General features: G+C 53.3%; 25 protein-coding genes. 9 read left to right on the top strand and 16 right to left on the bottom strand.

The features are described from left to right. Positions 1-15: 15 nt before the first annotated feature. On the bottom strand, positions 16-2,256 hold the full coding sequence (locus OMQ46_RS10790; protein ID WP_266236872.1) for a DNA internalization-related competence protein ComEC/Rec2: 2,241 nt from the start codon (positions 2,254-2,256) through the stop codon (positions 16-18). 41 nt (positions 2,257-2,297) lie between these two features. Between OMQ46_RS10790 and OMQ46_RS10785 the strand changes: the two genes are divergently transcribed. Continuing rightward, a complete protein-coding gene (locus OMQ46_RS10785) occupies positions 2,298-2,828 on the top strand; it encodes a DUF2062 domain-containing protein (protein ID WP_266236871.1) in 531 nt (176 codons plus the stop codon). Here the strand turns inward: OMQ46_RS10785 and lolD are convergent. From lolD to rpiA, 3 genes are read right to left on the bottom strand one after another with little or no spacing between them, the layout of a single operon-like run. Beyond that, positions 2,817-3,500 carry a lipoprotein-releasing ABC transporter ATP-binding protein LolD gene (gene lolD / locus OMQ46_RS10780; RefSeq protein WP_266236870.1) on the bottom strand — a complete coding sequence of 228 codons (684 nt, stop codon included), beginning with the start codon at positions 3,498-3,500 and terminating at the stop codon, positions 2,817-2,819. The genes OMQ46_RS10785 and lolD overlap by 12 nt on opposite strands. Beyond that, on the bottom strand, positions 3,493-4,743 hold the full coding sequence (locus OMQ46_RS10775) for a lipoprotein-releasing ABC transporter permease subunit (RefSeq protein ID WP_266236868.1): 1,251 nt from the start codon (positions 4,741-4,743) through the stop codon (positions 3,493-3,495). The genes lolD and OMQ46_RS10775 overlap by 8 nt, the downstream gene beginning before the upstream one ends. Positions 4,744-4,800: 57 nt before the next feature. Then, positions 4,801-5,466: a ribose-5-phosphate isomerase RpiA gene (gene rpiA, locus OMQ46_RS10770; RefSeq protein ID WP_266236866.1), complete on the bottom strand. Its 666-nt coding sequence runs from the start codon at positions 5,464-5,466 to the stop codon at positions 4,801-4,803. Positions 5,467-5,608: 142 nt separating this feature from the next. Between rpiA and ilvA the strand changes: the two genes are divergently transcribed. Next, on the top strand, positions 5,609-7,123 hold the full coding sequence (ilvA, locus tag OMQ46_RS10765; RefSeq protein ID WP_266237050.1) for a threonine ammonia-lyase, biosynthetic: 1,515 nt from the start codon (positions 5,609-5,611) through the stop codon (positions 7,121-7,123). A 41-nt stretch (positions 7,124-7,164) separates the two neighbouring features. Here the strand turns inward: ilvA and OMQ46_RS10760 are convergent, their stop codons facing one another. Continuing rightward, on the bottom strand, positions 7,165-7,857 hold the full coding sequence (locus OMQ46_RS10760) for an SIMPL domain-containing protein (protein ID WP_266236864.1): 693 nt from the start codon (positions 7,855-7,857) through the stop codon (positions 7,165-7,167). 174 nt (positions 7,858-8,031) lie between these two features. Between OMQ46_RS10760 and pgl the strand changes: the two genes are divergently transcribed. The 4 genes from pgl to OMQ46_RS10740 are packed head-to-tail and all read left to right on the top strand — an operon-like array spanning position 8,032 to position 10,760. Continuing rightward, positions 8,032-8,742: a 6-phosphogluconolactonase gene (pgl, locus tag OMQ46_RS10755; protein ID WP_266236863.1), complete on the top strand. Its 711-nt coding sequence runs from the start codon at positions 8,032-8,034 to the stop codon at positions 8,740-8,742. Between the two features lie 2 nt (positions 8,743-8,744). Continuing rightward, positions 8,745-9,722 (top strand): glucokinase, encoded by a 978-nt coding sequence (locus OMQ46_RS10750; RefSeq protein ID WP_266236862.1) that lies wholly within the window; start codon positions 8,745-8,747, stop codon positions 9,720-9,722. Between the two features lie 2 nt (positions 9,723-9,724). Beyond that, a complete protein-coding gene (gene apaG / locus OMQ46_RS10745) occupies positions 9,725-10,105 on the top strand; it encodes a Co2+/Mg2+ efflux protein ApaG (protein WP_266236861.1) in 381 nt (126 codons plus the stop codon). 40 nt (positions 10,106-10,145) lie between these two features. Beyond that, positions 10,146-10,760, top strand: a complete 615-nt coding sequence (locus OMQ46_RS10740) for a DUF2238 domain-containing protein (protein ID WP_266236860.1) — start codon at positions 10,146-10,148, stop codon at positions 10,758-10,760. Here OMQ46_RS10740 and OMQ46_RS10735 read toward each other — a convergent pair. Beyond that, the gene (locus tag OMQ46_RS10735; protein WP_266236858.1) at positions 10,749-11,624 is read right to left on the bottom strand and encodes a pentapeptide repeat-containing protein; all 876 of its coding nucleotides are present in this window, start codon (positions 11,622-11,624) and stop codon (positions 10,749-10,751) included. The two genes, OMQ46_RS10740 and OMQ46_RS10735, sit on opposite strands and share 12 nt — an antisense overlap. Before the next feature lie 66 nt (positions 11,625-11,690). Between OMQ46_RS10735 and OMQ46_RS10730 the strand changes: the two genes are divergently transcribed. From OMQ46_RS10730 to OMQ46_RS10720, 3 genes are all read left to right on the top strand, one after another. Further along, positions 11,691-13,352: a flagellar hook-length control protein FliK gene (locus tag OMQ46_RS10730; RefSeq protein ID WP_266236857.1), complete on the top strand. Its 1,662-nt coding sequence runs from the start codon at positions 11,691-11,693 to the stop codon at positions 13,350-13,352. Beyond that, a complete protein-coding gene (locus OMQ46_RS10725) occupies positions 13,349-13,642 on the top strand; it encodes an EscU/YscU/HrcU family type III secretion system export apparatus switch protein (protein WP_266236856.1) in 294 nt (97 codons plus the stop codon). Before OMQ46_RS10730 ends, OMQ46_RS10725 begins: the two co-directional genes overlap by 4 nt. A gap of 163 nt (positions 13,643-13,805) precedes the next feature. Further along, positions 13,806-15,656 (top strand): putative bifunctional diguanylate cyclase/phosphodiesterase, encoded by a 1,851-nt coding sequence (locus OMQ46_RS10720; RefSeq protein WP_266236854.1) that lies wholly within the window; start codon positions 13,806-13,808, stop codon positions 15,654-15,656. Here the strand turns inward: OMQ46_RS10720 and OMQ46_RS10715 are convergent. From OMQ46_RS10715 to OMQ46_RS10670, 10 genes are all read right to left on the bottom strand, one after another. Next, positions 15,653-16,036 carry a DUF2802 domain-containing protein gene (locus tag OMQ46_RS10715; RefSeq protein WP_266236853.1) on the bottom strand — a complete coding sequence of 128 codons (384 nt, stop codon included), beginning with the start codon at positions 16,034-16,036 and terminating at the stop codon, positions 15,653-15,655. The genes OMQ46_RS10720 and OMQ46_RS10715 overlap by 4 nt on opposite strands. A 29-nt stretch (positions 16,037-16,065) precedes the next feature. After that, entirely contained in the window at positions 16,066-16,245 is a 180-nt protein-coding gene (locus OMQ46_RS10710) for a hypothetical protein (protein WP_266236852.1), read from the bottom strand. A gap of 17 nt (positions 16,246-16,262) precedes the next feature. Then, entirely contained in the window at positions 16,263-16,736 is a 474-nt protein-coding gene (locus OMQ46_RS10705; RefSeq protein ID WP_266236851.1) for a chemotaxis protein CheW, read from the bottom strand. A 72-nt stretch (positions 16,737-16,808) separates the two neighbouring features. Next, positions 16,809-17,462 (bottom strand): chemotaxis protein CheW, encoded by a 654-nt coding sequence (locus OMQ46_RS10700; RefSeq protein ID WP_266236850.1) that lies wholly within the window; start codon positions 17,460-17,462, stop codon positions 16,809-16,811. Further along, positions 17,455-18,243 (bottom strand): ParA family protein, encoded by a 789-nt coding sequence (locus tag OMQ46_RS10695; RefSeq protein WP_266236849.1) that lies wholly within the window; start codon positions 18,241-18,243, stop codon positions 17,455-17,457. The genes OMQ46_RS10700 and OMQ46_RS10695 overlap by 8 nt, the downstream gene beginning before the upstream one ends. Then, positions 18,240-19,130 carry a flagellar motor protein MotD gene (gene motD / locus OMQ46_RS10690; protein WP_266236847.1) on the bottom strand — a complete coding sequence of 297 codons (891 nt, stop codon included), beginning with the start codon at positions 19,128-19,130 and terminating at the stop codon, positions 18,240-18,242. Before motD ends, OMQ46_RS10695 begins: the two co-directional genes overlap by 4 nt. Positions 19,131-19,137: 7 nt before the next feature. Continuing rightward, on the bottom strand, positions 19,138-19,878 hold the full coding sequence (locus OMQ46_RS10685) for a flagellar motor protein (RefSeq protein ID WP_266236845.1): 741 nt from the start codon (positions 19,876-19,878) through the stop codon (positions 19,138-19,140). Further along, entirely contained in the window at positions 19,878-20,921 is a 1,044-nt protein-coding gene (locus OMQ46_RS10680) for a protein-glutamate methylesterase/protein-glutamine glutaminase (RefSeq protein WP_266236844.1), read from the bottom strand. The genes OMQ46_RS10685 and OMQ46_RS10680 overlap by 1 nt, the downstream gene beginning before the upstream one ends. An 8-nt stretch (positions 20,922-20,929) precedes the next feature. After that, entirely contained in the window at positions 20,930-22,984 is a 2,055-nt protein-coding gene (locus OMQ46_RS10675; RefSeq protein WP_266236843.1) for a chemotaxis protein CheA, read from the bottom strand. An 11-nt stretch (positions 22,985-22,995) separates the two neighbouring features. Next, positions 22,996-23,730 (bottom strand): protein phosphatase CheZ, encoded by a 735-nt coding sequence (locus OMQ46_RS10670; RefSeq protein WP_266236842.1) that lies wholly within the window; start codon positions 23,728-23,730, stop codon positions 22,996-22,998. Positions 23,731-23,737: the final 7 nt, after the last annotated feature.

Here is a 23,737-nt window from a genome sequence, read left to right as displayed (position 1 = left end):
TGAAAAAGACGAGACTCAGTAGTTTGCTGTCCACAGACCGGCAGCGTTTTGACGCCAGGTCACAAAGTCCCCATTTTCCCGGAACAGAATTGCGCCATGCTGATCGCTGCGCAAAATGATGCTTCCCTGATCAAGATAGCGCTCAAGCACGTCTTGTTTAGGAAAACCCCAGCGATTACGGTAGCCTACCGGAAACAACGCATAGACGGGGTTCACCGCTTGCACAAAGCTGGTAGTGGAGGAGGTCCGGCTGCCATGATGGGGAACCACCAGAATATCGGTGTCTAGTAGACCGCCATACCTGGCCAGCAGCTGATTTTCACTATCGCGCTCAATATCTCCCGGCAGCAACAGGCTGAGATTGGCCGCGGTGACTTTGAGCACGCAGGAGCGGTTATTGTCACTGCCATGCTGATTGCCAAGCGGCAACAGGATTTCAAACGTCACCCCATCCCAGTGCCATTGCTGACCTGCCATACAGGGGCTGGCATCAGGCAGCGCCGCCGTATCACTGCTGAGCGTCTCTGTGACTGAGACCAGTGATTTGAGGCCCGCCACACCGCCAATGTGGTCGTTATCGCTGTGACTGACAACCAATGTATCGACTTGATCAATGCCACGGCTCAGCAAATAGGGGGCAACGACTGCTGTGCCGGTATCAAAGCGTTCGCTGTAGCGGGGACCGGTATCAAAGACCAGCGTATGCGAGTGGGTTTCGACGACGGCAGACAGACCCTGACCGACATCAAGCAAAGTGACATAGATCTGACCCGCTGCAGGCCTGTCCGGATGATAGCTGACGAGCGCAACAACAGGTAAAAGCCCCAGCCACTTTGCCGGCATGGCGCGTGGCAATAACAACAGCAGACTTAGCAGTGCTACCAGCAGTGTCATTTGCCAGGGCATTTCCGCTACGTGCCAGTCGGCAAATGGCAACGAAGACAACCAGTTCAGTAACTGCCAGAGCCAGTGAAGTAAATCATCGGCCACCGACAGCACAAACTGGCTAATAGTCACAGTCAGCGGCAACAGCAACATGCCGGCCAGAATCAAGGGTACAACCAAAAAACTCACCAGCGGAACCGCAACCAGATTCGCCAGCGGTGATATCAGTGAAACCTGATTAAAGAATATGATCAGCAAGGGCATTAAGCCTAAAGCCAGCCACAGGTGGATCGAAATCCAGTTAATGCGGCTGGCCGGAAACCGTGAGCTGCAGGTCAACAGAATCAGCGCCACAGCAGAATAGGAAAGCCAGAAACCGGCGCTGAGCACCGAAAAGGGATCAAACAGCAATACCACTATCAGACTGAGCGCCAGAATATGGCTGGGGTAGAGTGGGCGTTTCAACAGCAAGGCCAGCATAACCGTACTGACCATGATGAGCGCACGTTGCGTCGGAACAGCCATCCCGGCCAACAGCGCATAAAACAAGGCAAAGCTGAACCCGCCCAGCGCGCCGACCTGTCTGGCCGGTAACAGCTTGAGGGTATACAGGGACAGACTCCAGCCCCAGCGAAACAGAAAAAAGCCCAGTGCGGCGGCAAGTCCGATATGCAGGCCGGAGATCGCCAGCAAGTGACTGGTGCCGGTATCGCGCAGTACCTGCCAGTGTTCAGGCGTCAGTTGCTCACGCTGTCCTACAGATAAGCCCAGAATAAAAGGCAGATGTCGGGCATCCTCCAGCAAACGGTTGAGTTGGTGCTCAATATCCAGTCGCCATGCATCGAGGTGCCAGGCAGATGCCGGTTCGAGCAGCTGGTTGGACGGGCTTTTGCGAATATAGCCAGTGGCACCGATGCCTTCTGTAAACAGCCACTTTTCATAGTCAAAGCTGCCGGGGTTTTTCATGCCCGAGGGTGGCTTGAGTCTGACCTCGAGCTGCCAGCGCTCACCAGGGCCGGGCAGGCGCTCACCGGGATAATACCAGCTCAATCGAATCAGTTTGGGGAAAGCATCATCGTCGGGCTGGAAATTGAAACGTAAAACCCTGTCATGCTGTTCAGGAATGGAAGCAATGACGCCAGTCAGCACGCTGTCATGACCCACGAGATCATCAGGCAGACGCTGGTCAATTCTGAGCTGCGCTTGAAATCCGGCCCATAACAGGCCGACAATGAAGGCGCTGAGCACGCTTTGTCTGAACCAGCATAAAAAAGGCAAAGCCACTGCCAGCAGCCATCCATAGCGGGGCAGTTCACTCAGGTTCAGACATAGTGTGCAGCCCAGCAAAAACGCGATGGCGGTTTTAACCATATATCCCTATAATGACGCCGACTTTGCACGACTGAGACACGATGCCTCGTAAATTCCTAAAACGCATCATGCCAGATCACGAAACGATGCGCGAACATCCCCATCTGCGCAAGTTTGGTCAACGGCTGACCGAGCCAAGGCTCTGGCACCTGAACCGGCGTTCGGTTGCGGGCGGTATGGCCTTGGGTTTATTTGTCGGCTTTATGCCGGTGCTGGGTCAGATGTTTATTGCCGCCGCACTCGCTATCTGGCTCAGGGTTAACCTGCCGGTGGCGTCAATGGCGGTCTGGGTAACCAACCCCTTCACCTTTGCGCCAATCTTCTTCTATAGCTACAAACTGGGGGCCTGGATTCTGGAAGTCCCCATGGGGCAGTATGCTTTCAGCCCCACCTGGGAATGGTTCAGTTACGAGTTTCTGAAAATCTGGCAGCCCTTGTTGTTAGGCTGCACTATTCTGGGCTTGCTGGCGGCGCTGGTCGGCGTGCTGTTTGTTCGCATCGGTTGGCGGCTGGTGGTTATTCGCAGCTGGATCAAGCGCCCCCACAAGCACAATTCACGCTCAGGCGTCTGACTGTAAAACGCCGTCCATCAGGGTCATCGTCCGGTCCATTTTTGCGGCTAGCTCGGTGTCATGCGTGACTATCACCAGCGCGGTGCCCAGATCTTTATTGAGTTGTAACAACAGTTCAAAGATTGACTGTGCGGTGCGGTGATCCAGGTTACCGGTCGGTTCATCAGCCAGCAGGCAGGTGGGCCCGGTAATCAGGGCTCTAGCCAGTGCCGCACGTTGCCTTTCACCGCCGGACAATTCGCCCGGTTTGTGTTCCAGCCGGTGACCGAGGCCGACTCTGTCCAGTAATTCACGTGCCTTCTGCTGCGCCGGCTTTGGCGCCATACCACCGATGACCAGAGGCATCGCCACATTCTCTACCGCAGTAAACTCCGGCAGAAGATGATGAAACTGATAGACAAAGCCCAGTTGCTGATTACGCAGCCGGCAGGCCGCTTTGTTGCCAAGGGCATGAATATCCTGGCCACTGACCAGCACTTTGCCCTGAGTCGGGTTGTCGAGACCACCCAGAATATGAAGCAGGGTGCTTTTGCCGGAGCCGGAACTGCCGACAATCGCCAGCCGGTCACCCCTGTTCACTTCAAGATTGATATTCTCCAGTACATGGGTTTCCAGGCCACCATCGGTAAAGGATTTGGCCAGGTTGCTGGCAGACAATACGGAATCAGTCATAACGAAGCGCCTCGGCCGGTTTCACCTGGGCTGCTCGCCAGGAAGGGTAGAGCGTGGAAAGAATCGACAATACAAAAGCGGTGACGGCGATTACGCTGACATCGTTGTATTGCAGGTCTGAGGGCAGGCTGCTGATGTAATAGACATCGGCAGGCAGGAACTGGTAGCCAATCAGGTTTTCCAGCTTGGCAATCAGGGTTTCGATATTCAGCGCCAGCAGGATACCGCCGATAACCCCCAGCGCGGTACCTATCAGGCCGATCAGCGTACCCTGAACCATAAAGATGCCCATCACCTTGCCCGGCGTCATACCCAGTGTTCTGAGGATGGCGATATCGGCGCGTTTATCGGTGACCATCATGACCAGGGTGGAAACGATATTAAAAGCCGCCACGGCGACAATCAACATCAGAATCACAAACATCACGGTTTTTTCCGTCTTAAGCGCACGGAAAAAGTTGGCGTGCTGATAAGTCCAGTCGGCGCCGCGATAATGGGTCGGCACATCCTGCATCACTGCTCTCAGCAGCTGCGGGGCGCGGAACACATCATCAAACTCGAGCCGCAGACCGGTGACACCCTGATTGGGAAGTTTGAACAATTTGGCGGCATCACGGATATTCATCACCGCCAGCGCGCTGTCGTACTCATACATGCCGATTTCGAAAATACCGACCACGGTCAGGCGTTTGAGACGGGGAATCACCCCCGCTGGCGTCGGGCTGACATGCGGGGTAATCATGGTGATTTTATCGCCGGTGACGACGCCCATCGCCATGGCCAGATCTTTACCCAGCACAATGCCGAAACTGCCTTCCTCCAGCGCTGAAAGCTGACCCTGAACCACTTTGTCACCGATACTGGATACGGTCTGTTCCAGTTCGACATCAATACCGCGAACCAGGGTGCCGCGAACGCGGTTGCCCTGACTCAGCATTGCCTGACCTTCAACAAAGGGTGCTGAGTCCTGCAAGTCCGGAAAGTCCTGAATCCGGGCCTGCAGACTCTGCCAGTCCTGCAGGGTACCGTCCGCACCGGTAATAAACGCGTGGGAGGTCATGCCCAGAATGCGTTCCTTCAGTTCTTTTTCAAAGCCATTCATCACTGAGAGGACAGTGATCAGGGCGGCGACGCCCAGAGCGACCCCCAGCATCGAAGTCAGGGATATGAAGGAAATAAAGTGGTTGCGGCGTTTTGCGCGGGTGTAGCGCATACCGATATAGAGGCTGAGCGGTCTGAACATAGAGTCGCCAATTGTTAGAAAACGGGCCGGCCGCTTCAGGCGACCGGCCTCAGGTTATCAGGATTTTGCGTGAACGGTTTCGGTGCCTTCTTCGCTACCAACCAGCAGTACATCTGCCGGGCGCATCGCAAACAGGCCGTTAGTCACCACGCCGACGATATCATTCAGGGTTTTTTCCATTTTGATGGGCTCCATGATGTCAAGGCCATGGACATCGAGAATGACGTTGCCGTTATCAGTGATAAAGCCTTCACGGTAAACAGGCTGACCACCCAGTTTGACGATTTCGCGGGCGACGTAGCTGCGCGCCATGGGAATCACTTCCACCGGCAATGGGAATTTGCCCAGCACATCGACCTGTTTACTGGCATCGACGATACAGACAAATTGTTTGCTCGCCGCAGCAATGATTTTTTCACGCGTCAGTGCACCGCCGCCACCTTTGACCAGTTCCAGATAGGCATTGGATTCATCCGCACCATCGACATAGACTTCGATTTCATTGCATTCATTCAAGTCATAGACTTTGATGCCATTGGCTTTGAGTTTTTCAGTGGAAGCTTCTGAGCTGGAAACAGCCCCTTCAATGCGACCTTTGATGGTGGCCAGGGCATCGATAAAGTGATTCACAGTAGAGCCGGTACCGACACCGACGATGCCGTCACCTTTGATGTATTCCAGCGCTGCCCAGGCAGCCTGCTTTTTCATTTCATCAGCGTTCATATCTACTTCCTCTTGAATTCAGATTGCTTAAAAAATTATCCCGGCAATTATAGAGATAAATCAGTGTCAATGGTAACGTAAGCGGTCACGAGCCGTCTTTGTTGGCTCCCTGATTTTCATAACTGACTGAATTTGGATGGCAATGCTCACAGCCTATGTAGAAAAGATCCTCAAAGCCCGGGTTTACGATGTTGCTCAGGAGACGCCGCTGGATGTGATGCCCAGGCTGTCAAAGCGCCTGAACAATACGATTCTGCTCAAGCGCGAGGATTTGCAGCCGGTATTTTCGTTCAAGCTGCGCGGTGCTTACAACCGCATGAGCCAGTTGAGCGAAGCGGAGAAAGCCCGCGGTGTGGTGTGTGCGTCAGCCGGTAACCATGCCCAGGGGGTGGCGCTCGCTGCTCATAAAATGGGCATTTCCGCCATTATTGTTATGCCCAAAACGACGCCACCGATCAAAATCGAAGCAGTGCGGGCATTGGGCGCCGAAATCAATCTGCACGGCAACAGCTATGACGATGCCGGTGCCTTTGCCAAAGATATTTCCGAAAAAGAAGGGCGGACTTTCATTCACCCCTACGACGATCCGGAGGTGATTGCCGGTCAGGGCACGATTGCGATGGAAATTATCCGTCAGCACCCGGATCCGCTGCATGCGATTTTTGTCCCGGTCGGTGGTGGCGGCCTGATTTCCGGCATCGCGGCTTACGTGAAAGCCTTCTGGCCGGAAATCAAAATCATCGCTGTGGAGCCGGCCGATGCGGCCAGTCTCAAAGCCGCACTGGAGGCCGATGAACGGGTCAAACTGGATCAGGTTGGCTTGTTTGCCGACGGTACCGCAGTGAGACAGGTCGGCGAAGAACCATTTCGAATCTGCCGTGAGACTGTCGATGAGGTAGTCACCGTTGACAGTGATGAGTTGTGTGCGGCCATCATGGATATTTTCGAAGATACCCGCTCGATTGCCGAGCCATCCGGCGCTTTGGCTGTCGCCGGTATCAAGAAATACCTGGCGCAGAATCCGATGCAGAACCAGCACATGGTGGTAATCGACAGTGGCGCCAATATCAATTTCGATCGTCTGCGTCACGTTGCCGAGCGTGCAGAAATCGGGGAACGCAGAGAAGTCTTGTTTGCGACCAAAATTGATGAAAAACCGGGCAGTTTCCAGCAGTTCTGCAAGTCACTGGGCGATCGGGGGATAACCGAGTTCAACTATCGTTATGCTGATGACCAACAGGCGCAGGTGTTTGTCGGTGTCCGCATTAACGGCAAGGATGAAGAGCGTCGGCAGCTATTTGATTTGCTGGATAAAGGCGGCTACGAGTGGGTCGACTTTACCGATAATGAGATGGCCAAGTTGCATATCCGTTACATGGTCGGTGGTCATGCACCGCAGGTGACTGATGAGCGTCTGATCCGTTTTGAGTTTCCGGAGCGGCCGGGTGCTTTGCTGCGTTTTCTGACTCGTATCGGCAAGCGCTGGAACATCAGTCTGTTCCACTATCGCAATCATGGTGCGGCTTATGGCCGGGTGCTGGTCGGGATCCAAGTGCCGGCGGACTACGAGAAAGAGTTTCAGACTTTCCTCGATACCCTGGGCTATAGTTATTGGGAAGAGACCGATAATCCGGCTTACCCTTTGTTCCTGAAATAAAAAAAGGCCTGCATAAGCAGGCCTTTTTTGAGCGGAAATGTTTATTGCAGATTAAGCTGGACACTGCCTCTGACCGTCAGTGTTACATCATTCTTACCGCCTGCCAGGGCTGCTGGCGCGCCCTTGCTCAAGCTGTCTGAGGCCATCATCGTGGCACGTTCCATCATCGGTCTCGGCGAAAAATCGTTGCCATCGATCGACAGGTTCACCAGCTCGTAACCGGAGCGATCAAATTCGCCGGCGACGTCTCGTGCTTTGGATTTGAATTTGGCAATCGCCTCTTTCAGCAGTTCCTGTTTGACGGCTTCGGCTTTAGTGTCGGAAACCTGAAACTGCATCGACTGGATATTGGCCATGGAGCTGATATCGGCAATCAGCTGGCTCATCTGATCGAACTCACTGGTTTCCAGCGTCAGTTGCTGAGAAACCTGCCAGGCAGTGATCTTGCCATCATTGTATACAGGGCGGGTGTTATAGCTGGATGTTTCGGCTTCAATCGCTTTGAAGTTTTTGACTGCATCCAGCACCAGTGCGGTCTTCTGATTAACCAGATCGGTGAGTTTGGCCGGATCACGACCGCTTTCAGTCACCTCAAGCCGCGTCACCAGTTCGTCGTTTTCCACTTCGCGGCTCGCGCTGGCATCCAGATTGATAATGCCCAGCTGCATGGCATCATTTGCCTGAGCGAGAGGAGACAGCAGCAGTAGGGGAATCAGAACGAAAAAAGCTTTCATAGTCAGTCCTTGTGAATTTGGCTTGTGAGCGTCAAGAGTATCTCAACTGGGGGCTGTTTTCATATATCATGCTAGCCATTAGGCTGTGTCAGAACTGTGACCTGGGTGCGAAAACGGGCAGTTCACCAGCCGCTCACGTTTCATTTTGAAAATAAGCAGTAATAGAGGAAATTCATGAAAGCAGAACAAAAGATCCTGCCGGACTCGGCCAGCCTGATTGACGCCGCCGCAGAGCATTTTGTCGCCACCGCAAGGGCTGCTATCGCCAAGCGCGGTGTGTTCTATGTGGCTTTGGCCGGTGGTTCAACACCGAAAGGTCTGTACCAGAAACTGGCGACATCACCATTTGTCGAGCAGATTGACTGGTCGCGGGTCCACCTGTTTTTTGGTGATGAGCGCTGCGTGCCGCCAACACATGATGACAGTAACTTCAAAATGGCGCGTCAGGCGATGATCGATTTGGTGCCGATCCCGGCTGAGAATGTACACCGCATGCCCACCGAGAGTAATGAACCCGCTGATGTGGCCAAACGTTATGCTGAAACCATGCAGGAAGTGATGAACGGTGCGCCGTTTGATTTGCTGTTGCTGGGGCTGGGACCCGATGGTCATATCGCCTCTTTATTCCCGGAAACACCGGCGCTGGATGTGACCGACACGCTGACCACCAGCCTTTATGTGGAGAAATTTGATTCCTGGCGGGTGACCATGACCTATCCGGTCATCAATGCCGCGCGTCAGGTCATCGTGTTTATTGCCGGCGAGGCCAAAGCCGAGATTGTCCGTGACATCACCACTGATGCCGTCAGCGGGCTGCCGGTTCAGCGTCTGGCACCAGAAAATGATTATTACTGGTTTATGGATAAAGCCGCTGCCGGACAGTAATCATGGCCTATCTGCTCGCAGCCGATATTGGTGGGACCAAAACGCTGATGCAGCTCAGTACGGCTGCCGGCGAAGTGGTTCTGGCAGAGCGCTATCAAAGTGCTGACTACCCGGATTTTGAGCAGATGCTGTCGGCGTTTCTGACGCCGGTGACTGACTGCCGTGAGATTACTGCCTGCTTTGCCGTAGCCGGTCCGGTGCAGGGTGAAACGGCCCGCGTGACCAATCTTCCCTGGCAACTGAACAGCCTTGAAATCAAGGCCCGGTTTGATTTGAAACAGGTCATGCTGTGCAATGATTTTGAGGCCGTCGGCTACGGTATCGAGAGCCTGAGTGAAGATGAGTTACTGGTGCTGCAGGCTGGTGATGAACGCCTCGGACCACGGGCCGTTATCGGCGCCGGCACCGGTCTGGGCCAGGCGTATCTAATTGCTAACGATAATGGCTGGCAGGTGTATCCGACCGAAGGGGGGCATAGCGATTTCGCCCCGGCAGACCGGACGCAGTTAAGATTGTTTGAGCACCTGCTGGAGCGTTTCGGTCATGTCTCCTATGAACGGGTGGTATCAGGCGAGGGGCTCGTTACCATTTACAACTTCCTGCGTGATTACCGACAGCTGGAAGAAAATCCGGACTGCCGTGTTGCTATGGTCAACGACGATGGCGCCCATGCCATCAGTGTCTTCGCCCGCGACAGGGATCCGTTGGCCTGTGAGGCGATGGCGATGTTTTTCAGCATCTACGGGGCGCAGGCCGGTAATCTGGCGTTGACGGTCATGCCCACTGCTGGACTCTATATCGCTGGCGGTATCGCCGCCAAGAACCTCGAGTTACTGGAGCAGTCGAATTTTCTTGAGGCTTTCAACAGTAAAGGGCGGATGCAGGATTTGATGCAGGGCATCCCGGTCAAGCTCGTTCTGCAACCGGAAGTTGGACTCAACGGCGCCCGCTTGCTGGCGGCCAAAGCGATGTATAATTAAGTATGAGCGATGAAAATAATCACATTCAAGTTAATGTAGAAACCACCTATCTGGATCAGGAATCCGACCCCGATAAAGCCCGCTATCTGTTTGCCTATACCATCACTATTAAAAACCACAGTCAGGCTGCCGCAAGACTGTTGTCCCGTTACTGGAAGATTACCGGTGGCGATGGCCATGAGCAGGAAGTGGAGGGCGATGGTGTCGTGGGACTGCATCCTTATCTGGCTCCGGAGCAGGAGTTTACTTATACCAGTGCCGCCATGCTCGACACGCCAGTGGGCATGATGCAGGGCCATTACAAAATGGTGGGGGATGATGGTGAGCAATTCGAAGTGGCGATACCGGCCTTCACGCTGGCTGTCCCCAGAACCCTGCACTGAGTCCTGTTAGCGGTCGGAATTTTTGGGTGAAGGCCGCAATATGAGCATTAACGGGGAAAAATTGCTCTGGCTGATGATTGTCACAGCCAGTCTGCTCTATTCCGCAATTGACCCGGTTGCGGATCGTCTTACCTGGTTGATGGAAGTCTTGCCGGTGATGATTGCCATCCCACTATTACTTGCCAGTCACCGTGCTTTCCCACTTACCTTGATCACTGTCCGGGTGATTGCCGTGTTCGCTCTGATTCTCATTGTGGGCGGGCATTATACCTATGCTGAGAATCCGCTTTTTGACTGGATTCAGCAGGAGTGGGATCTGGCCAGAAATCATTACGACCGGCTGGGGCATTTTGTACAGGGTGTGGTCCCGGCGATGCTGGGGCGGGAGTTGTTACTCAGGACTTCACCTTTACAACGTGGCAAGTGGCTGTTTTTCCTACTCTGTTGCGTCAGTCTTGCCGTCAGTGCCTGTTATGAATTTATCGAATGGTGGGTGGCTGAAATTAACCAGCAGGCAGCAGAGGCATTTCTGGGCACTCAGGGCGATAACTGGGATGCGCAATGGGATATGTTTCTGGCTTTATGGGGCAGCATTGTGTCGCAGTTGTTGCTGGCAAAAACGCAGGACCGCCAGCTAAAGTCTCTACTGGCTTGAGAGCAAACACTCACCGACAGAACCCTGGGCACATTCCCGCCCATCAATCCAGATGGCTTTATCCAGCCGTGCTCCTCTGAGTTCAGCACCACCCAGTTTGGCGTTACTGAGGTCGGCATAGGCAAGATCCGCCCCGCTCAAATCCGCGTAAGCAAGATCGGCTTCGGTCAACTGACTGCCGAAAAGACTGGCCTGACTCAAGTTACTGTAACTGAGATTAGCCTGATGCAGGTTGACGTAAGCCAGGTCGGCGTTGCTTAGCAGAGTATTCATCAAGTCGGCCCTGACCATCTGACTGTTGCGGAAGCTGGCATTGCTGAGATCGCTGCCGTTCAGAGAAAGATCGGGTTTCAGACAATTATTCCAGTTCACGCCGGGCGCAGCCGGTGCCGAGCAATTAGGCATGGGGACCGGAATTTTGGTGGGGTAGAGCGTCGCCATCATGGTCAGCGCCAGCAACAGGACAAAAGTCATCAGCAGCGGCCAGAACATTTTTTCTTTTCGCTGACGGAACTGCTGCATCAGATATCGTCGTAAAGCACGATGTGACTGGGTCTCTTCGGCTTCAGGTGAACGTCGATCCCCGCGTCTTTTGCGCGCTTCCCGGGGAGGGGCTTTCCGCTTGTTACGTCGATCCAGTCCGGTACGCTCGTCAAGATAGCGGCGGGCTTTGTCAGTGTCATCCCGGCTTGGATGCAATGCCGGTTGTTTTGCCAGTGGCAACCAATGCTCACTGTCAGCAGAGACTTCATCCTCCATGGATAGCCTGCCGATCTGCAAGTGCTTAGTGATCACCGACGCATTAAAAGGCCCGGAAATCTCTCCGTTTCTGCGAAGATACCATTGTCCATATGAATGATTCATTGCCCGTTGCTCTGCGCAATCTACTCATTGCTATACTAGCATTATGTTTGAACTGATAGCGTATCCATGCAAATAAATCCCTCATCCGGTCAGCAACCGGAAGTCGTCAGGGATGTCTCTACACGCTTGCTTGCTGCTGTTGCAGAAGGGCAACGGGTGCAAGCGACTGTGCTCGCGCGTGTGTCGGCAGACACAGTCCGGGTGCAGATAGGTGACAATCAGTATCAGTTGAACACTCGCCAGGCACTGCAGCCAGGTCAGTCTGTGCAGCTTGAACGCGCGGTTGAGAATGGCAAACCTGTGATTCGTATCAGTGCGGCGACTGGCGAGAGTTTTCAGCCTGCTGCATTGCTGAGACAGGGCCAGCAAGTTGCGGTAGAAGTCATCAAACTGCTGGCGCAGAACCGTTTACTGGTGGCGCCGACATTGGCTGCTCCCCTTGCAAGCCAAGCTGCGATGACAGGCATGCCCAGACTGCCATCGCAGATTGAAGTCGATATCAGCCAGATAAATCAGAACTTCCGCCCTGGTCAACGCCTGGCATTGGCAGTATTGCAGGAGCAGCCACTGGCAGTGCAACTCAAAGCAGGGTCATCCACCCGGGCGGAACTGATTCAGCAATACCAGCGGGATTTATTACCGCAATTTAACCGTACAGCAGCCAGTTTGACGACCCTCGGTCAATTACCTTCCTCGATGACATTGTCCGAACCGGTCAGGCAGAGTCTGACCCAGCTAATGCAGGGGCTGAGTGAGCGTCAGAATCTACAGCAGGCGGAGGGGCTTCGTCAGGCGCTGAATAACAGTGGTTTGTTTCTGGAAAACCGGCTGAAAAATGGTGCTGACCAAAGCATTGTCGGACAGGATCTGAAAGCCAATCTGCTGCAACTTGCCCAGCAACTCAGAACGGAATTGGCCCAGCCTGGACAGACGCGTGTGCTGGATAATCCACAATTGATGCAGAAGCTGCCTGCTGAAGTACAAACAGCGCTGCGCCAGTTAATCAGCACGCCACAGGAATTCAGAAACCTGCCCGCTCAGGTACCACCCGCGCTGGCGAGTCGTGGTCAGACACCGATGCAATTATTACTGGGACTTTTGTCCGGATTAGCCGGACAAAACACCCAGACACCACCGGTTGCCGCTCAGCCATCGCAGTCCGCCAACCTGACCGGAGTGCAGGCATTTATTCAGGCGAGAGAAATGGCGGGCGCACCGGCTCAGCAGGCCGCTATCAGAGCGGCGGAATGGCAGATATTGAGAGAGCTGTTACGTGACGTGGAGTCGGCGTCAGCACGAATACAGTTCAACCAGTTGTCGATGCTACGTGATCCGGATAGTCCCAGTAGTAACGTCTGGTTGTTTGATTTGCCGGTGAAAGATAAACAGCAACTGGAGATGCTGCAGATGCGGCTGGAGCAGCATGGCAGCAATAGCAATCAGGAAGATGAGGCTATCTGGCAGGTTCAACTGAATCTGGAGACGCAGAATCTGGGCCCGATGCAGGCAAGAATCACGTTGCATCAGCAGGATGTACAGGTACTGATATTGGCGGAACGACAGGAAAGTACTGAATTACTGTCTCGTCACATCAATGAACTGAATCAACGTCTTGAAAAGCTGGGTGTCAATGTGAGCCTTCTCAGTTGCCGACAAGCCCCGGTCAAACCGCTGACGATCGAGCCAGAAGTCAGTCTGCCACATCATTTGCTGGATATTTCAGTATGAGTGAAAGAGATGACATTCTGCGCGCCATTGCCCTGCAATATGATGGCGAAAATGCCCCCATCGTTACTGCCAGCGGTGAAGGCGCCATTGCTGAGGAAATCCTGAGAATAGCCAGAGAACATAATATCCCGCTCAGGGAAGATGCGCTGTTAGCCGAGTTATTAAGTGACTTAAGCCTGGGCGAAGAGATTCCACCGATGCTATATCGGGTTATTGCTGAGGTGATTGCGTATGCCTATCTGGTCTCGGGCAAAGTGCCTGTAAATAAAAAGGAAAATTCCGAGCGGTAACCGTTAATTTAATCAGGTAATGATCCTGAATTTCTCGACTGGGTCACAAAAAACCTTATAAATAGCATTATAAAAATCTCATTAAGTGTTGATTTTTATATATAAAAAATATATCGTCAAACCATATCCTTTTTGGTCACCCTGATGTAGCGACGATAATTAAATGAAGACGGAAATCAAGGATCGTTTGCCGCTGCGACCAGGGGCAGACTTGAGTGAGAGCGACCCGGCATCGTCTGCCGCTGTCGCTGATCTCCTTGATGCCAAAATCATTATCGGTGGCAGTCGTGCTGCTGACACTGCTTTCACTAAGACCCTGCTTCAGGTCAGTGGCTTCAGCCAGATTGATACTGCCGCTGATGGTGACGGTGTGCTGCAAATGCTGCGACAAGGTATTCACGATGATCGTTGTGATGTCGATTTGCTAATCGTGGATGATGATTTGCCCGGTTTTGATGCCGAAGCCACCCGCTTGATGATGGATCAGTTCGATGAGTGGCGTCTGATACCGATTATCCGTCTGTGTCGAGAATCCCATTGGGACCACGCCCAGGTGCTGACTGATCTGGGGCATGGTGTCACTTCTCTGCTCTATCATCCGATGACTGCGGAATCATTGCCACCGGCGATTATGACAGCACTGGCGGTGAAGCGAGAGCGCGATGTCAGTTTTCAGCATCAGTTGCAGCTGGAAGACGAGCTGGCCAATCTCAAGGTGATGGAAGCCAGACTCCAGTTTTCAGTGAGTCACGATGATTTAACCGGTCTTGCTAACCGGCGCCGACTGGAACAGTCTCTGGATTTGAGCCTGACTCAGGTGCGTAATTTTATGAGCACTAGCGCCCTGTTTTACATCGATCTCGACAGCTTCAAAGTGCTCAATGATGCCGAAGGCCATGAAGCCGGTGATAATCTGCTGGTTCAGGTGGCCAATACCCTGCGTCGCTTTTTCCGGGTCAACGATACCCTGGTGCGAATTGGTTCTGATGAGTTCGCTGTGTTGGTGGATAACACCGATGAGACAACAGTTCACAAGCAGGCGGAAGGGTTGAAAAACCTGTTTGATGGTTACAGTTTTGAACACCATGGTCACCACTACCACCTGTCGGCGAGTGTCGGGGTGAAAATGATCACACAGGGTGAAATCACCACCGTCGGCGAAATTCTGTCGCATGCCAACCAGGCCTGCTATACCGCTAAAAAACGCGGCCGTAACCGGGTCCATTTCTATAACCCGGAAGATCGGGAAATGCATACCTTGCGCCACAGTGTTCAATGGGCTCCGCGAATCCGTGCGGCGCTGAAAGAAGGCCATTTCCTACTTGAGTTTCAACCGATATTCGCGCTGGAGAGTGCCGAGGTCACGCATTATGAATGCCTGTTGAGAATGCGCGGCGAGGGTGGTGTGCTGTATTATCCGAAAGAATTCATTCCTGTCGCCGAGGCAATGGGGCTGATTCATCAGATTGACTTCTGGGTCGTTGACCATGCGCTGGATCTGTTACGCGCGATGCCCGAACACATTGCTTTTGCGATAAACCTGTCCGGCAACGTCTTTCTGGATGAGAAGCTTTACCCGCTGGTGCAGAACAAACTCAAGCAGACGGGTATTGATCCGGAGCGGGTGGTGTTTGAAATCACCGAAACCTCAGCCATTTCCAATTTTGATTTAACCAAGCGTATGGTGACCAGCCTGCGTTCGCTTGGCTGTCGTTTTGCCCTGGATGACTTCGGTGCCGGTTTTAATTCCTACAGTTATCTCAAGCATTTTCCGGTTGATATTCTGAAAATCGACGGTGGCTTTATTACCGATCTGGACAGTGACCCGGTGGATCAGTTACTGGTTAAATCGATGATTGATATCGCTCACAGCCTGGGTAAGAAAACGGTGGCGGAGTTCGTTGAACGTGAGAGCACGATGGAGCTATTGCGGGGCTATGGCGTCGATTTTGTGCAGGGCTATCTGGTCGGTAAACCTCAGCCAGATATCTCTCCCGGCAAAATAAAAAACTAGTGCATGCCCGCCTGATTGTCCTGGCGGCCGTGCAGCCGACTGATCAGATGAGCTTCTTCATCACTGAGATTACAGTTATCAATCAACTGATTGATGGCAGCGCCTTTGCGTGCGAGGCGAATGGCGTGATCATAAGCCGGCTGGCTGTTAGCGGTCAGATCAATAGCATGCTGATGATCACGGATCTTAGCCAGCGTCTGTTCAAACCGGAGAATACGGTCATCGGTTCCAGCCGCGCCTTCACACAGGGCCGAGAGTTGATTCTGCAGAGTATGGATCCGCTCGGATTGCAGCTTGTACAGTTTCATCAAGTGCATAGTCGCCAGGCCGATCACCAGAAACACAGCACTCATCACAGTTATCACAACGACTAAAGTCATTTGCGGCTCCTTACGCCAATGCGGCGCAGTTAAACATATTCATCTATGTGGCCCCCTTTGTCATCATCAGGGGCTTTTTCTGCCGGTTTATCCTCGGCTTCATGTTCATCTTCTGACGGTTTTTGCCGTTCACGCCGCTTGTCCTCCGGCGGGGGAGCCACCGGAGGACTCGGGGGAATCGGCATGGTGGGTCTGATTTCGTCCGCCATCGGATGACTTCAGCCCACTAGAACCCGGCAATGTCGGTGATTTCTTCCTGATCCAGGAGTTTGTTCACGTCGACCAGGATCAGCAGGTACTTGTCACGGTTACAGACACCTTGAATGAATCGTGAACTGTCATCACTCACATTGGGCGCTGTGTCAATCTCAGATTGGTGCAGGTAAACCACTTCGGCAACGCAGTCGACCAGCATGCCAATCACATGTCCCGACACTTCAACAATAATGATGCGTGAATTTTCAGTCGCTTCCTGCTGGGGCAGACCAAAGCGGGCACGGGTATCAATCACGGTCACGACATTACCGCGCAGGTTAATGATACCCAGAACGTAGCTTGGCGCGCCTGGTACAGGGGCGATTTCCGATAGCCGAAGGACTTCCTGCACCTGCATGACATTGATGCCGTAATATTCATCCTCTAACTGATAGGTGACCCACTGCAGTACCGGATCTTCCGCTGTATTGTCTTTTTCGCTCATGGCCCTAACCTTTTGCCTGCAACGTCAGTTTGTTGACAGTCTTCGCTAATCTTGTTGAATACAAAGCAGACTTCATGCCATCTCGCCTTTTTCCAGTGCCGTAAAGAGCGCGGGAAGGTCAAGAATACTATGCATGGAGTCGGCAATAACACCGCTGAACCAGGGGCGCTGTGTTGTATCACGGCGCCAGTTAATCTGGTCATTGTCTATATTGATAATCTGGTTGATGCCGTCACAGGCAATGCCAATATGGCGTTCAGCCATCAATAAAATGAAACTGGGCTGTTCGACAGGAGACGGGGCAGACTGCAGCAGGTGACGAATATCAATGACTTCGACTGATCGCTCACGATCACGGAACAAACCCAGTTGCCAATCCTGTCGACCCGGTAGTTGGTTCAGGCCTGATTTTGGCCAATGCACAATATTACTCAGCATAGAGACTTCAAAAGCGAGTTTGATCCCGGCAACTTGACAGAGCAGTAATTTATGGCTTGAAACGACGGATGTCGTCTCCTGGCCCAGTGCAGAATCGACCTCGGAGGCAGCCGCTTCATGCGTTGACGTTGTGGGCGTTGCCTCTGTATCTGCACCAGACTTAATGTCTGCAGGGGACTTGTCGGTCACGGGCGCCGGTATCTCGTCCACATGCCTGGTTTCAGCCAGCATATCCCGGAAATAGACTGATAGCGCGTCTTTCTGCTGGTAGATTTGTGTCTTAGCCATGGGAGCGCTGCGCCTCGGTTTGTATCAACTGGTCCAGCAGACGCTGGTAAGCCAGGCTGCCTTCTGCCTGTGGCTCCATTTCTGGCAGGGGGAGCCCCCGTTTACTGGCTTCACGGAATGCCGGATCGACCGGCACCACATCATTCCAGACCTGTCCTTTATACTGGTCATGCAACTGCTGCAAAATATCACTGGCTGCCCTGGATCGACTGTCATGCATGGTGGGAATGATGAAATAGGGCAGTGAACTGCGGCGGGAATGATTGATCATCGACACCGTATGCAGCATATGCTCCAAGCCTTTCATTGACAGAAATTCAGTCTGAACCGGAATCAACAGGCGGTCACAGGCGGCCAGCGCATTGATCATCAGGACACCAAGCATCGGTGGGCAATCGATAAACACATGCTGGAAGCGGTCTTTGAAAAAGCTCAGAGTTTTACGGATAACGAGGCCCTTGCCCTGCGTGGCACCTAACTGGCGATCCAATGTTGCCATTGCCGTCGAAGCCGGCAACAGGAAAATGTTGTCATGGCGTGTTTTTTTCAGGCTCTGGAAAATCGCCTCTTTGGGTGTTTCATCCAGTTTCTGAAACAGGGTATAGATGCTGGTTTCAATCGCATCAGGGTCGTAGCCAAGATAAGTCGTCATTGAGCCGTGTGGATCCAAGTCCAGAATCAGGGTCGACTCGCCACGCTGTGCCAGTATACTGGCCAGCGAAATCACGGTGGTGGTTTTGGCTACCCCGCCTTTCTGATTACAGACTGCCCAGATGCTCATGGCGTAGCCTCGCCGCTGGTCATGGGAACATCACCGGCTGTCATATCTTCATTGTCAGCATCAGCCTGTTGCGGGTTGGCGGCATTGAACAGTTCCATGCTGCGGCGACTGGCATCACGGCCCAATACCACCAAAACCACGCGACGGTTTTTCTGGCGGCCTTCTTCCGTGTCGTTATCGGCGACCGGACGATGTTCGCCGAAGCCGGCAGCAGACATCCGACCCGGCTGCACACCATAGCGATCCAGCAAATGCACCACACTGGCGGCGCGGGCAGCGGATAACTCCCAGTTGGATGGGAAGCGGGGTGTGTTGATGGGATTATTATCGGTGAAACCTTCGACCTGGATTGGGTTGGCAGAACTCTGCAGGATATCGGCGATTTCACCGATGATGGGCACGGCGGCCCGCTCAAGTCGGGCTTCACCACTTTCAAACAAAACCCGGGATTTGATCTCCAACTCCAGCCAGTCATCACCCTGCTTGATAATGACATCCTCTGAATCAATCAGGTCAGATAGTGCAGAGCTAAACTGCTGGGACAGGTCATTGATGGTTTTGACATCCTCGGCACTGGCTGGAGGGGGCACACTCTCAACTATAGGGAGTTCAATCTGGTATTCCGGTTCCAACGGATCGCCGGGTGAAGGGGATTCCGGACCCACGCCTCGACTGATTTCACCAACCTGGATGGGGTTCTCGCTTCGCACCGGTTCAGAAAATACGGCTTTCAGGGTTTCCGACAACACGCGGTATTTGCCCTCATTAACCGCGGAAATCGAGTACATCACGACAAAAAACGCAAACAACAGCGTGATGAAGTCGGCGTAGGAAACCAACCAGCGTTCATGATTCTCATGTTCTTCGTGTTTCTTACGGCGCGCCATCGCTACCTCAATTCAGGTAAGCCTGCAGTCGACTTTCGATATTACGCGGATTTTCACCATCCGCGACGCCAATCAATCCCTCAATTAACATCATACGAAGACGGGTGCGGCTTGCCACCACGGCTTTCAGCTTGTTACCGATAGGTAGGAACAGCAGGTTAGCAAGGCCCACCCCATAAATAGTGGCGACAAAGGCCACCGCAATGCCTGAGCCCAGTGATGAAGGATCTGCAAGATTTCCCATCACATGAATCAGCCCCATCACGGCACCAATAATACCGATGGTGGGGGAGTAGCCGCCCATCGCTTCATAAACCTTAGCCGCCTGAATATCGTCTTCTTCTTCCAGATCCAGATCGCTTTCCAGTACCTCACGGAGCATTTCCGGCTCAGCCCCATCCGCAATCAGCTGTAGCCCTTTCTGGGTAAACAAGTCAGTTTCGTCCATGGCCATCGATTCGAGTCTGACCAGCCCTTCACGCCGGGCCACCTGGTTCCACGCCAGAATTTTCTCAAGTTGTTCACTGGCTGACATTTTGGGTGGCATAAATACCCAGGAGGTGCGGCGCAGTGCTCGCAGAAAGGTGTTCATGGGGGTTTGCAGCATCACCGCGCCCAGCGTGCCGCCCAGTACAATCAGCATTGCCACGGCGTTCAGGATGGTATCGAGGTGACCGCCTTCGAGATGTTGCCCCACCAGAATGGCGCCAAAGCCGACGATAAGACCGAGGACGCTGAGGATATCCATTAATGCAGTTCCGCCAGTTGCTGTCCAATATCGCTGACATCCAGAATTTTATCGGCAATACCCGCTTTTGCGACCGCCATCGGCATACCGTAAATGGTGCTGCTGGCCTGATCCTGAGCCCAGATAGTTCCACCCAGTTGTTTGATGGCCTTGCAACCGTCGCGGCCGTCACTGCCCATACCGGTGAGGATAATCGCCAGGGTATCTGAGGCACACACGCGGGCGATAGAATTGAAAGTCAGGTCGACGCAGGGTTTGTAGGTCTGCGCCGGATCACCCGCTTCAACATGTAGATAAAGCCTGCCAGGGCGGCCCTTGATCAGCATCTGCTGACCGCCAGGCGCAAGGTAGGCCGTACCCGGATTCAGTGTTTCACCATGTTCAGCCTGTTTGACATGAATTCGACACTGGTTATCGAGACGTTCCGCAAACGATGGAGTGAAGCTGGCAGGCATGTGCTGCACCATCACAATCGGGCTGGGGAAAGAGGCGGGTAATTGCGTCAACACCTTTTGAAGGGCCACGGGGCCGCCGGTTGATGTACCAATGGCGACCAGACCGGGTATTTCAATCTGTTTGTTGTCACGGGAACGCGGTGCTGCTGGTGTTGCAGCCGGTTGTAAGGGTTTTTCCAGGCTGGCGTGAAAGCCACTGGCCAGCTGATAAATACGCTGACACAGTTTTGTCTGGGCTTCACTGCGGTCAGCGGATAAATCTTCGAAGCGCTTGGGCAGAAAGTCTGTAGCGCCGGCCTCTAGAGCATCCAGTGTTGACCTGGCACCTTCTGTAGTCCAGGTGGAGAGCATTAATATCGGTGTCTGTCGTAGCGTCTTGATTTTACGCACCGCGCTGATACCGTCCATCACCGGCATTTCCAGATCCATAGTGACGACATCCGGACGTAGGCTCTGCACCTGATCAATGGCTTCCTGACCGTTGCTTGCAGTGCCCACAACCTGAAGCCGTGGATCGGCATCAATGATTTCACTCAGTCGCTTTCGGAAAAAACTGGAGTCGTCGACAATCAGAACCTTAACGGTCACAGTGGCTCCTAATATCCGCGGTTGGCATAGGCTTTCATCAACTCGGGGAAGTCGAGGATCAGCGCAATACGCCCGTCACCGGTGATGGTGGCACCAGCCAGACCCTTGGTGCCATGCAGCAGGGCACCTAAAGGTTTTATTACGACTTCTTCCTGCCCCAGCAACTGATCGACCACAAAACCGACGCGCTGGGTACCGACATTGACGATGACCACGTGTTCGATATCAGAGTCAGTCTCTTCTGTCGGGTTGTAATGTTTCACCAGCCATTTGCGTAAGTAGAACAGGGGTAATGCCTTGTTTCTCACCATAATGGTCTGCTGGCCGTCAACGACATTGGTTTTAGACAGGTCCAGATGGAAAATCTCGTTCACGCTTACCAGCGGGAAGGCAAAAATCTGATCGCCCAGCATCACCATCAGCGTTGGCATAATCGCCAGTGTCAGCGGCACTTTAATCGATAAAGTGGTACCGACCCCGATTTCCGACTTGATATCAATAACGCCGTTGAGCTTGGAAATACTGGTTTTTACTACGTCCATGCCAACGCCGCGACCGGAAATATCGGAGATTTCCTGTTTCATGGAAAAGCCGGGGGAGAAGATCAGCGAGAAGCACTCTGATTCGGTCAGCCGCGCAGCGGTGTCTTCATCCATCATGCCTTTTTCCACCGCTTTACGGCGCAGTACTTCCGGATTCATACCGGCGCCGTCATCGGCAATAGTCAGCAGGATGTGGTCACCTTCCTGCGCTGCGGCCAGCACGATGTTACCCTGACGCGGTTTGCCGGCGGCTTCGCGTGCATCCGGCATTTCGATACCGTGATCGACGGCGTTTCTTACCAGATGCACCAGCGGATCAGCGAGGGCTTCCACCAGATTTTTATCGAGGTCGGTTTCTTCCCCGCGTAATTCCAGGTTGATGTCTTTCTTCAGGCTGCGGGCCAGGTCACGTACCACACGCGGAAAACGACCGAATACTTTTTTAATCGGTTGCATCCGGGTTTTCATCACTGCCGTCTGCAAATCACCGGTGACCACCGTCAGGTTGTTGACCGCTTTCGCCATCTCTTCGTTTTCAAACGCAGCTTCCAGCGTACTGATGCGGTTACGCACCAGCACCAGTTCGCCGACCATGTTCATAATGTCATCAAGACGGCTGGTGTCCACACGCACACTGGTATCAGCCTGTTTGGCAGGTGCGGCAGCCTTAGCAGCGGGTTCCTGTTTAGGTTCAGGTTTGGATTCCGGCTTGGCGTCCGCCGCATTGTCTGCATTGTTTGCCGGAGCCGCCGGCTGTTGTGGTGCCGGCTCAGGTTTTGGTGGTTGTGATGAAGCAGGCTGCGCAGCAGGTTTGGTACCCGCAGGTTTTTGATTTTTACCCTGCAATTGATCCAGCAGGGCCTCAAATTCTTCCTCTGTGATATCGTCGCTGTCACTATTTTCAGCTTGTGGCGCAGATACTGCCGGTTTTTCCGGCTCTGCCGGTGCGTTGTGACTGCCTGGCGGGGCATTACCGTGCAACTGATCCAACAGCGCTTCGAATTCATCATCGGTGATTTCATCATCGGCCGACGCGGCGGCAGTGTCCTCATCGGCAGCAGGAGTGACTTCGGGCTCAGGTTCAGGTTCGGGCTCAGCAGGTGCCTGTTCAGGTGGGGTGTAAGCAACACTGTCATTATCCAGGTACGCGGCGAGTTGCGACAAAATGGCCGGATCAGCCGCAGTAGGATATTGACCCGACTTGAGCTCATCGAACATGGTGTTGAGAATATCGAGGACCTTGAGGAAGGTATCCATCATATCGGCATCAACAAAACGTTCACCCTGACGAAGCAGGTTGAACACATCCTCACCCTTGTGACACAGGTTGACCATGGCTTCCAGACTCAGGAAGCCGGCGCCACCCTTGATGGTATGGAAGCCGCGGAAAATCGAATTGAGCAGGTCTTTATCCTGCGGGCTGTTTTCCAGCTCGACCAGTTGCTCGTTCAGGCCTTCCAGTATTTCTTCGGCTTCGACCAGAAAGTCCTGCAGAATTTCGTCATCGGTATCCAGCGTCATGCATCAGTTCCTCAGAAGCCGAGGCTAGATAACAAGTCATCCACATCGTCCTGGTCATTGACCACGTTGGGGTTGTCCTTTGCGTTTATCTGTGGACCTTCGGCTTTAATAGGGTCAGTTTCTTTCTTTTGTTTGGTTTCCTGCTGGTGCTTACCGGCCACTTTGACCAACTGCACCAGGTTGTCTTCCACTTCTTCCACCAGATTGATGACCTGACGAATCACCTGTCCGGTCAAATCCTGGAATCCCTGGGCCAGCATCATTTCCGACAGGTTGGCATGTACCTGGTCGGCATGGCCTTTGACGGTGGGCAAATAGGCTTCGATTTCTTTCACCAGTTGCCGGAATTCATCCGCCGTCATTTCCTTATTGCGGAAACGTTGCCAGCTTTCATCTATCTTTTCGGCAGTTTGGCGAAGTTCTTGAGCCAAAGGCAGTGTTTCATCAATATGGCTCAGTGTTTTGTGGGCGGCTTCCTCAGTGGTGGTGATCACATAATTGAGCCGGTCTCGCGTGTTGGGGATGTCGTTTTCGGTCAGATCAATCAGGCGCGAGTCGACATTGAAGTTGTTCAGGGCTTCATGCAGTTCGCGGGTGAGCTTGCCGACCTCCTGAAATAGCTGACTTTCATGTGACTCGGTGAGGAGGGCCAGTTGCTGGTTGACGGCTTTGTCATCGTTGTTTTCCAGTGCAGTGACAAGTGCGCGGGCAGCATCGAGCTGAGTAGTTTCGTTCCGGGAAGCCATGAGCGGG

This window comes from Methylophaga sp. OBS1 (assembly GCF_026319365.1).
Note: the sequence above shows the minus strand (reverse complement) of the source record. Positions and strands in the feature narration are given on the sequence as shown.

Coding starts and splice junctions, on each gene's coding strand:
- OMQ46_RS10790 (WP_266236872.1), bottom strand. CDS start 2,256: ATGGTTAAAACCGCCATCGCGTTTTTGCTGGGCTGCACACTATGTCTG.
- OMQ46_RS10785 (WP_266236871.1), top strand. CDS start 2,298: ATGCCTCGTAAATTCCTAAAACGCATCATGCCAGATCACGAAACGATG.
- lolD (WP_266236870.1), bottom strand. CDS start 3,500: ATGACTGATTCCGTATTGTCTGCCAGCAACCTGGCCAAATCCTTTACC.
- OMQ46_RS10775 (WP_266236868.1), bottom strand. CDS start 4,743: ATGTTCAGACCGCTCAGCCTCTATATCGGTATGCGCTACACCCGCGCA.
- rpiA (WP_266236866.1), bottom strand. CDS start 5,466: ATGAACGCTGATGAAATGAAAAAGCAGGCTGCCTGGGCAGCGCTGGAA.
- ilvA (WP_266237050.1), top strand. CDS start 5,609: ATGCTCACAGCCTATGTAGAAAAGATCCTCAAAGCCCGGGTTTACGAT.
- OMQ46_RS10760 (WP_266236864.1), bottom strand. CDS start 7,857: ATGAAAGCTTTTTTCGTTCTGATTCCCCTACTGCTGCTGTCTCCTCTC.
- pgl (WP_266236863.1), top strand. CDS start 8,032: ATGAAAGCAGAACAAAAGATCCTGCCGGACTCGGCCAGCCTGATTGAC.
- OMQ46_RS10750 (WP_266236862.1), top strand. CDS start 8,745: ATGGCCTATCTGCTCGCAGCCGATATTGGTGGGACCAAAACGCTGATG.
- apaG (WP_266236861.1), top strand. CDS start 9,725: ATGAGCGATGAAAATAATCACATTCAAGTTAATGTAGAAACCACCTAT.
- OMQ46_RS10740 (WP_266236860.1), top strand. CDS start 10,146: ATGAGCATTAACGGGGAAAAATTGCTCTGGCTGATGATTGTCACAGCC.
- OMQ46_RS10735 (WP_266236858.1), bottom strand. CDS start 11,624: ATGAATCATTCATATGGACAATGGTATCTTCGCAGAAACGGAGAGATT.
- OMQ46_RS10730 (WP_266236857.1), top strand. CDS start 11,691: ATGCAAATAAATCCCTCATCCGGTCAGCAACCGGAAGTCGTCAGGGAT.
- OMQ46_RS10725 (WP_266236856.1), top strand. CDS start 13,349: ATGAGTGAAAGAGATGACATTCTGCGCGCCATTGCCCTGCAATATGAT.
- OMQ46_RS10720 (WP_266236854.1), top strand. CDS start 13,806: ATGAAGACGGAAATCAAGGATCGTTTGCCGCTGCGACCAGGGGCAGAC.
- OMQ46_RS10715 (WP_266236853.1), bottom strand. CDS start 16,036: ATGACTTTAGTCGTTGTGATAACTGTGATGAGTGCTGTGTTTCTGGTG.
- OMQ46_RS10710 (WP_266236852.1), bottom strand. CDS start 16,245: ATGGCGGACGAAATCAGACCCACCATGCCGATTCCCCCGAGTCCTCCG.
- OMQ46_RS10705 (WP_266236851.1), bottom strand. CDS start 16,736: ATGAGCGAAAAAGACAATACAGCGGAAGATCCGGTACTGCAGTGGGTC.
- OMQ46_RS10700 (WP_266236850.1), bottom strand. CDS start 17,462: ATGGCTAAGACACAAATCTACCAGCAGAAAGACGCGCTATCAGTCTAT.
- OMQ46_RS10695 (WP_266236849.1), bottom strand. CDS start 18,243: ATGAGCATCTGGGCAGTCTGTAATCAGAAAGGCGGGGTAGCCAAAACC.
- motD (WP_266236847.1), bottom strand. CDS start 19,130: ATGGCGCGCCGTAAGAAACACGAAGAACATGAGAATCATGAACGCTGG.
- OMQ46_RS10685 (WP_266236845.1), bottom strand. CDS start 19,878: ATGGATATCCTCAGCGTCCTCGGTCTTATCGTCGGCTTTGGCGCCATT.
- OMQ46_RS10675 (WP_266236843.1), bottom strand. CDS start 22,984: ATGACGCTGGATACCGATGACGAAATTCTGCAGGACTTTCTGGTCGAA.
- OMQ46_RS10670 (WP_266236842.1), bottom strand. CDS start 23,730: ATGGCTTCCCGGAACGAAACTACTCAGCTCGATGCTGCCCGCGCACTT.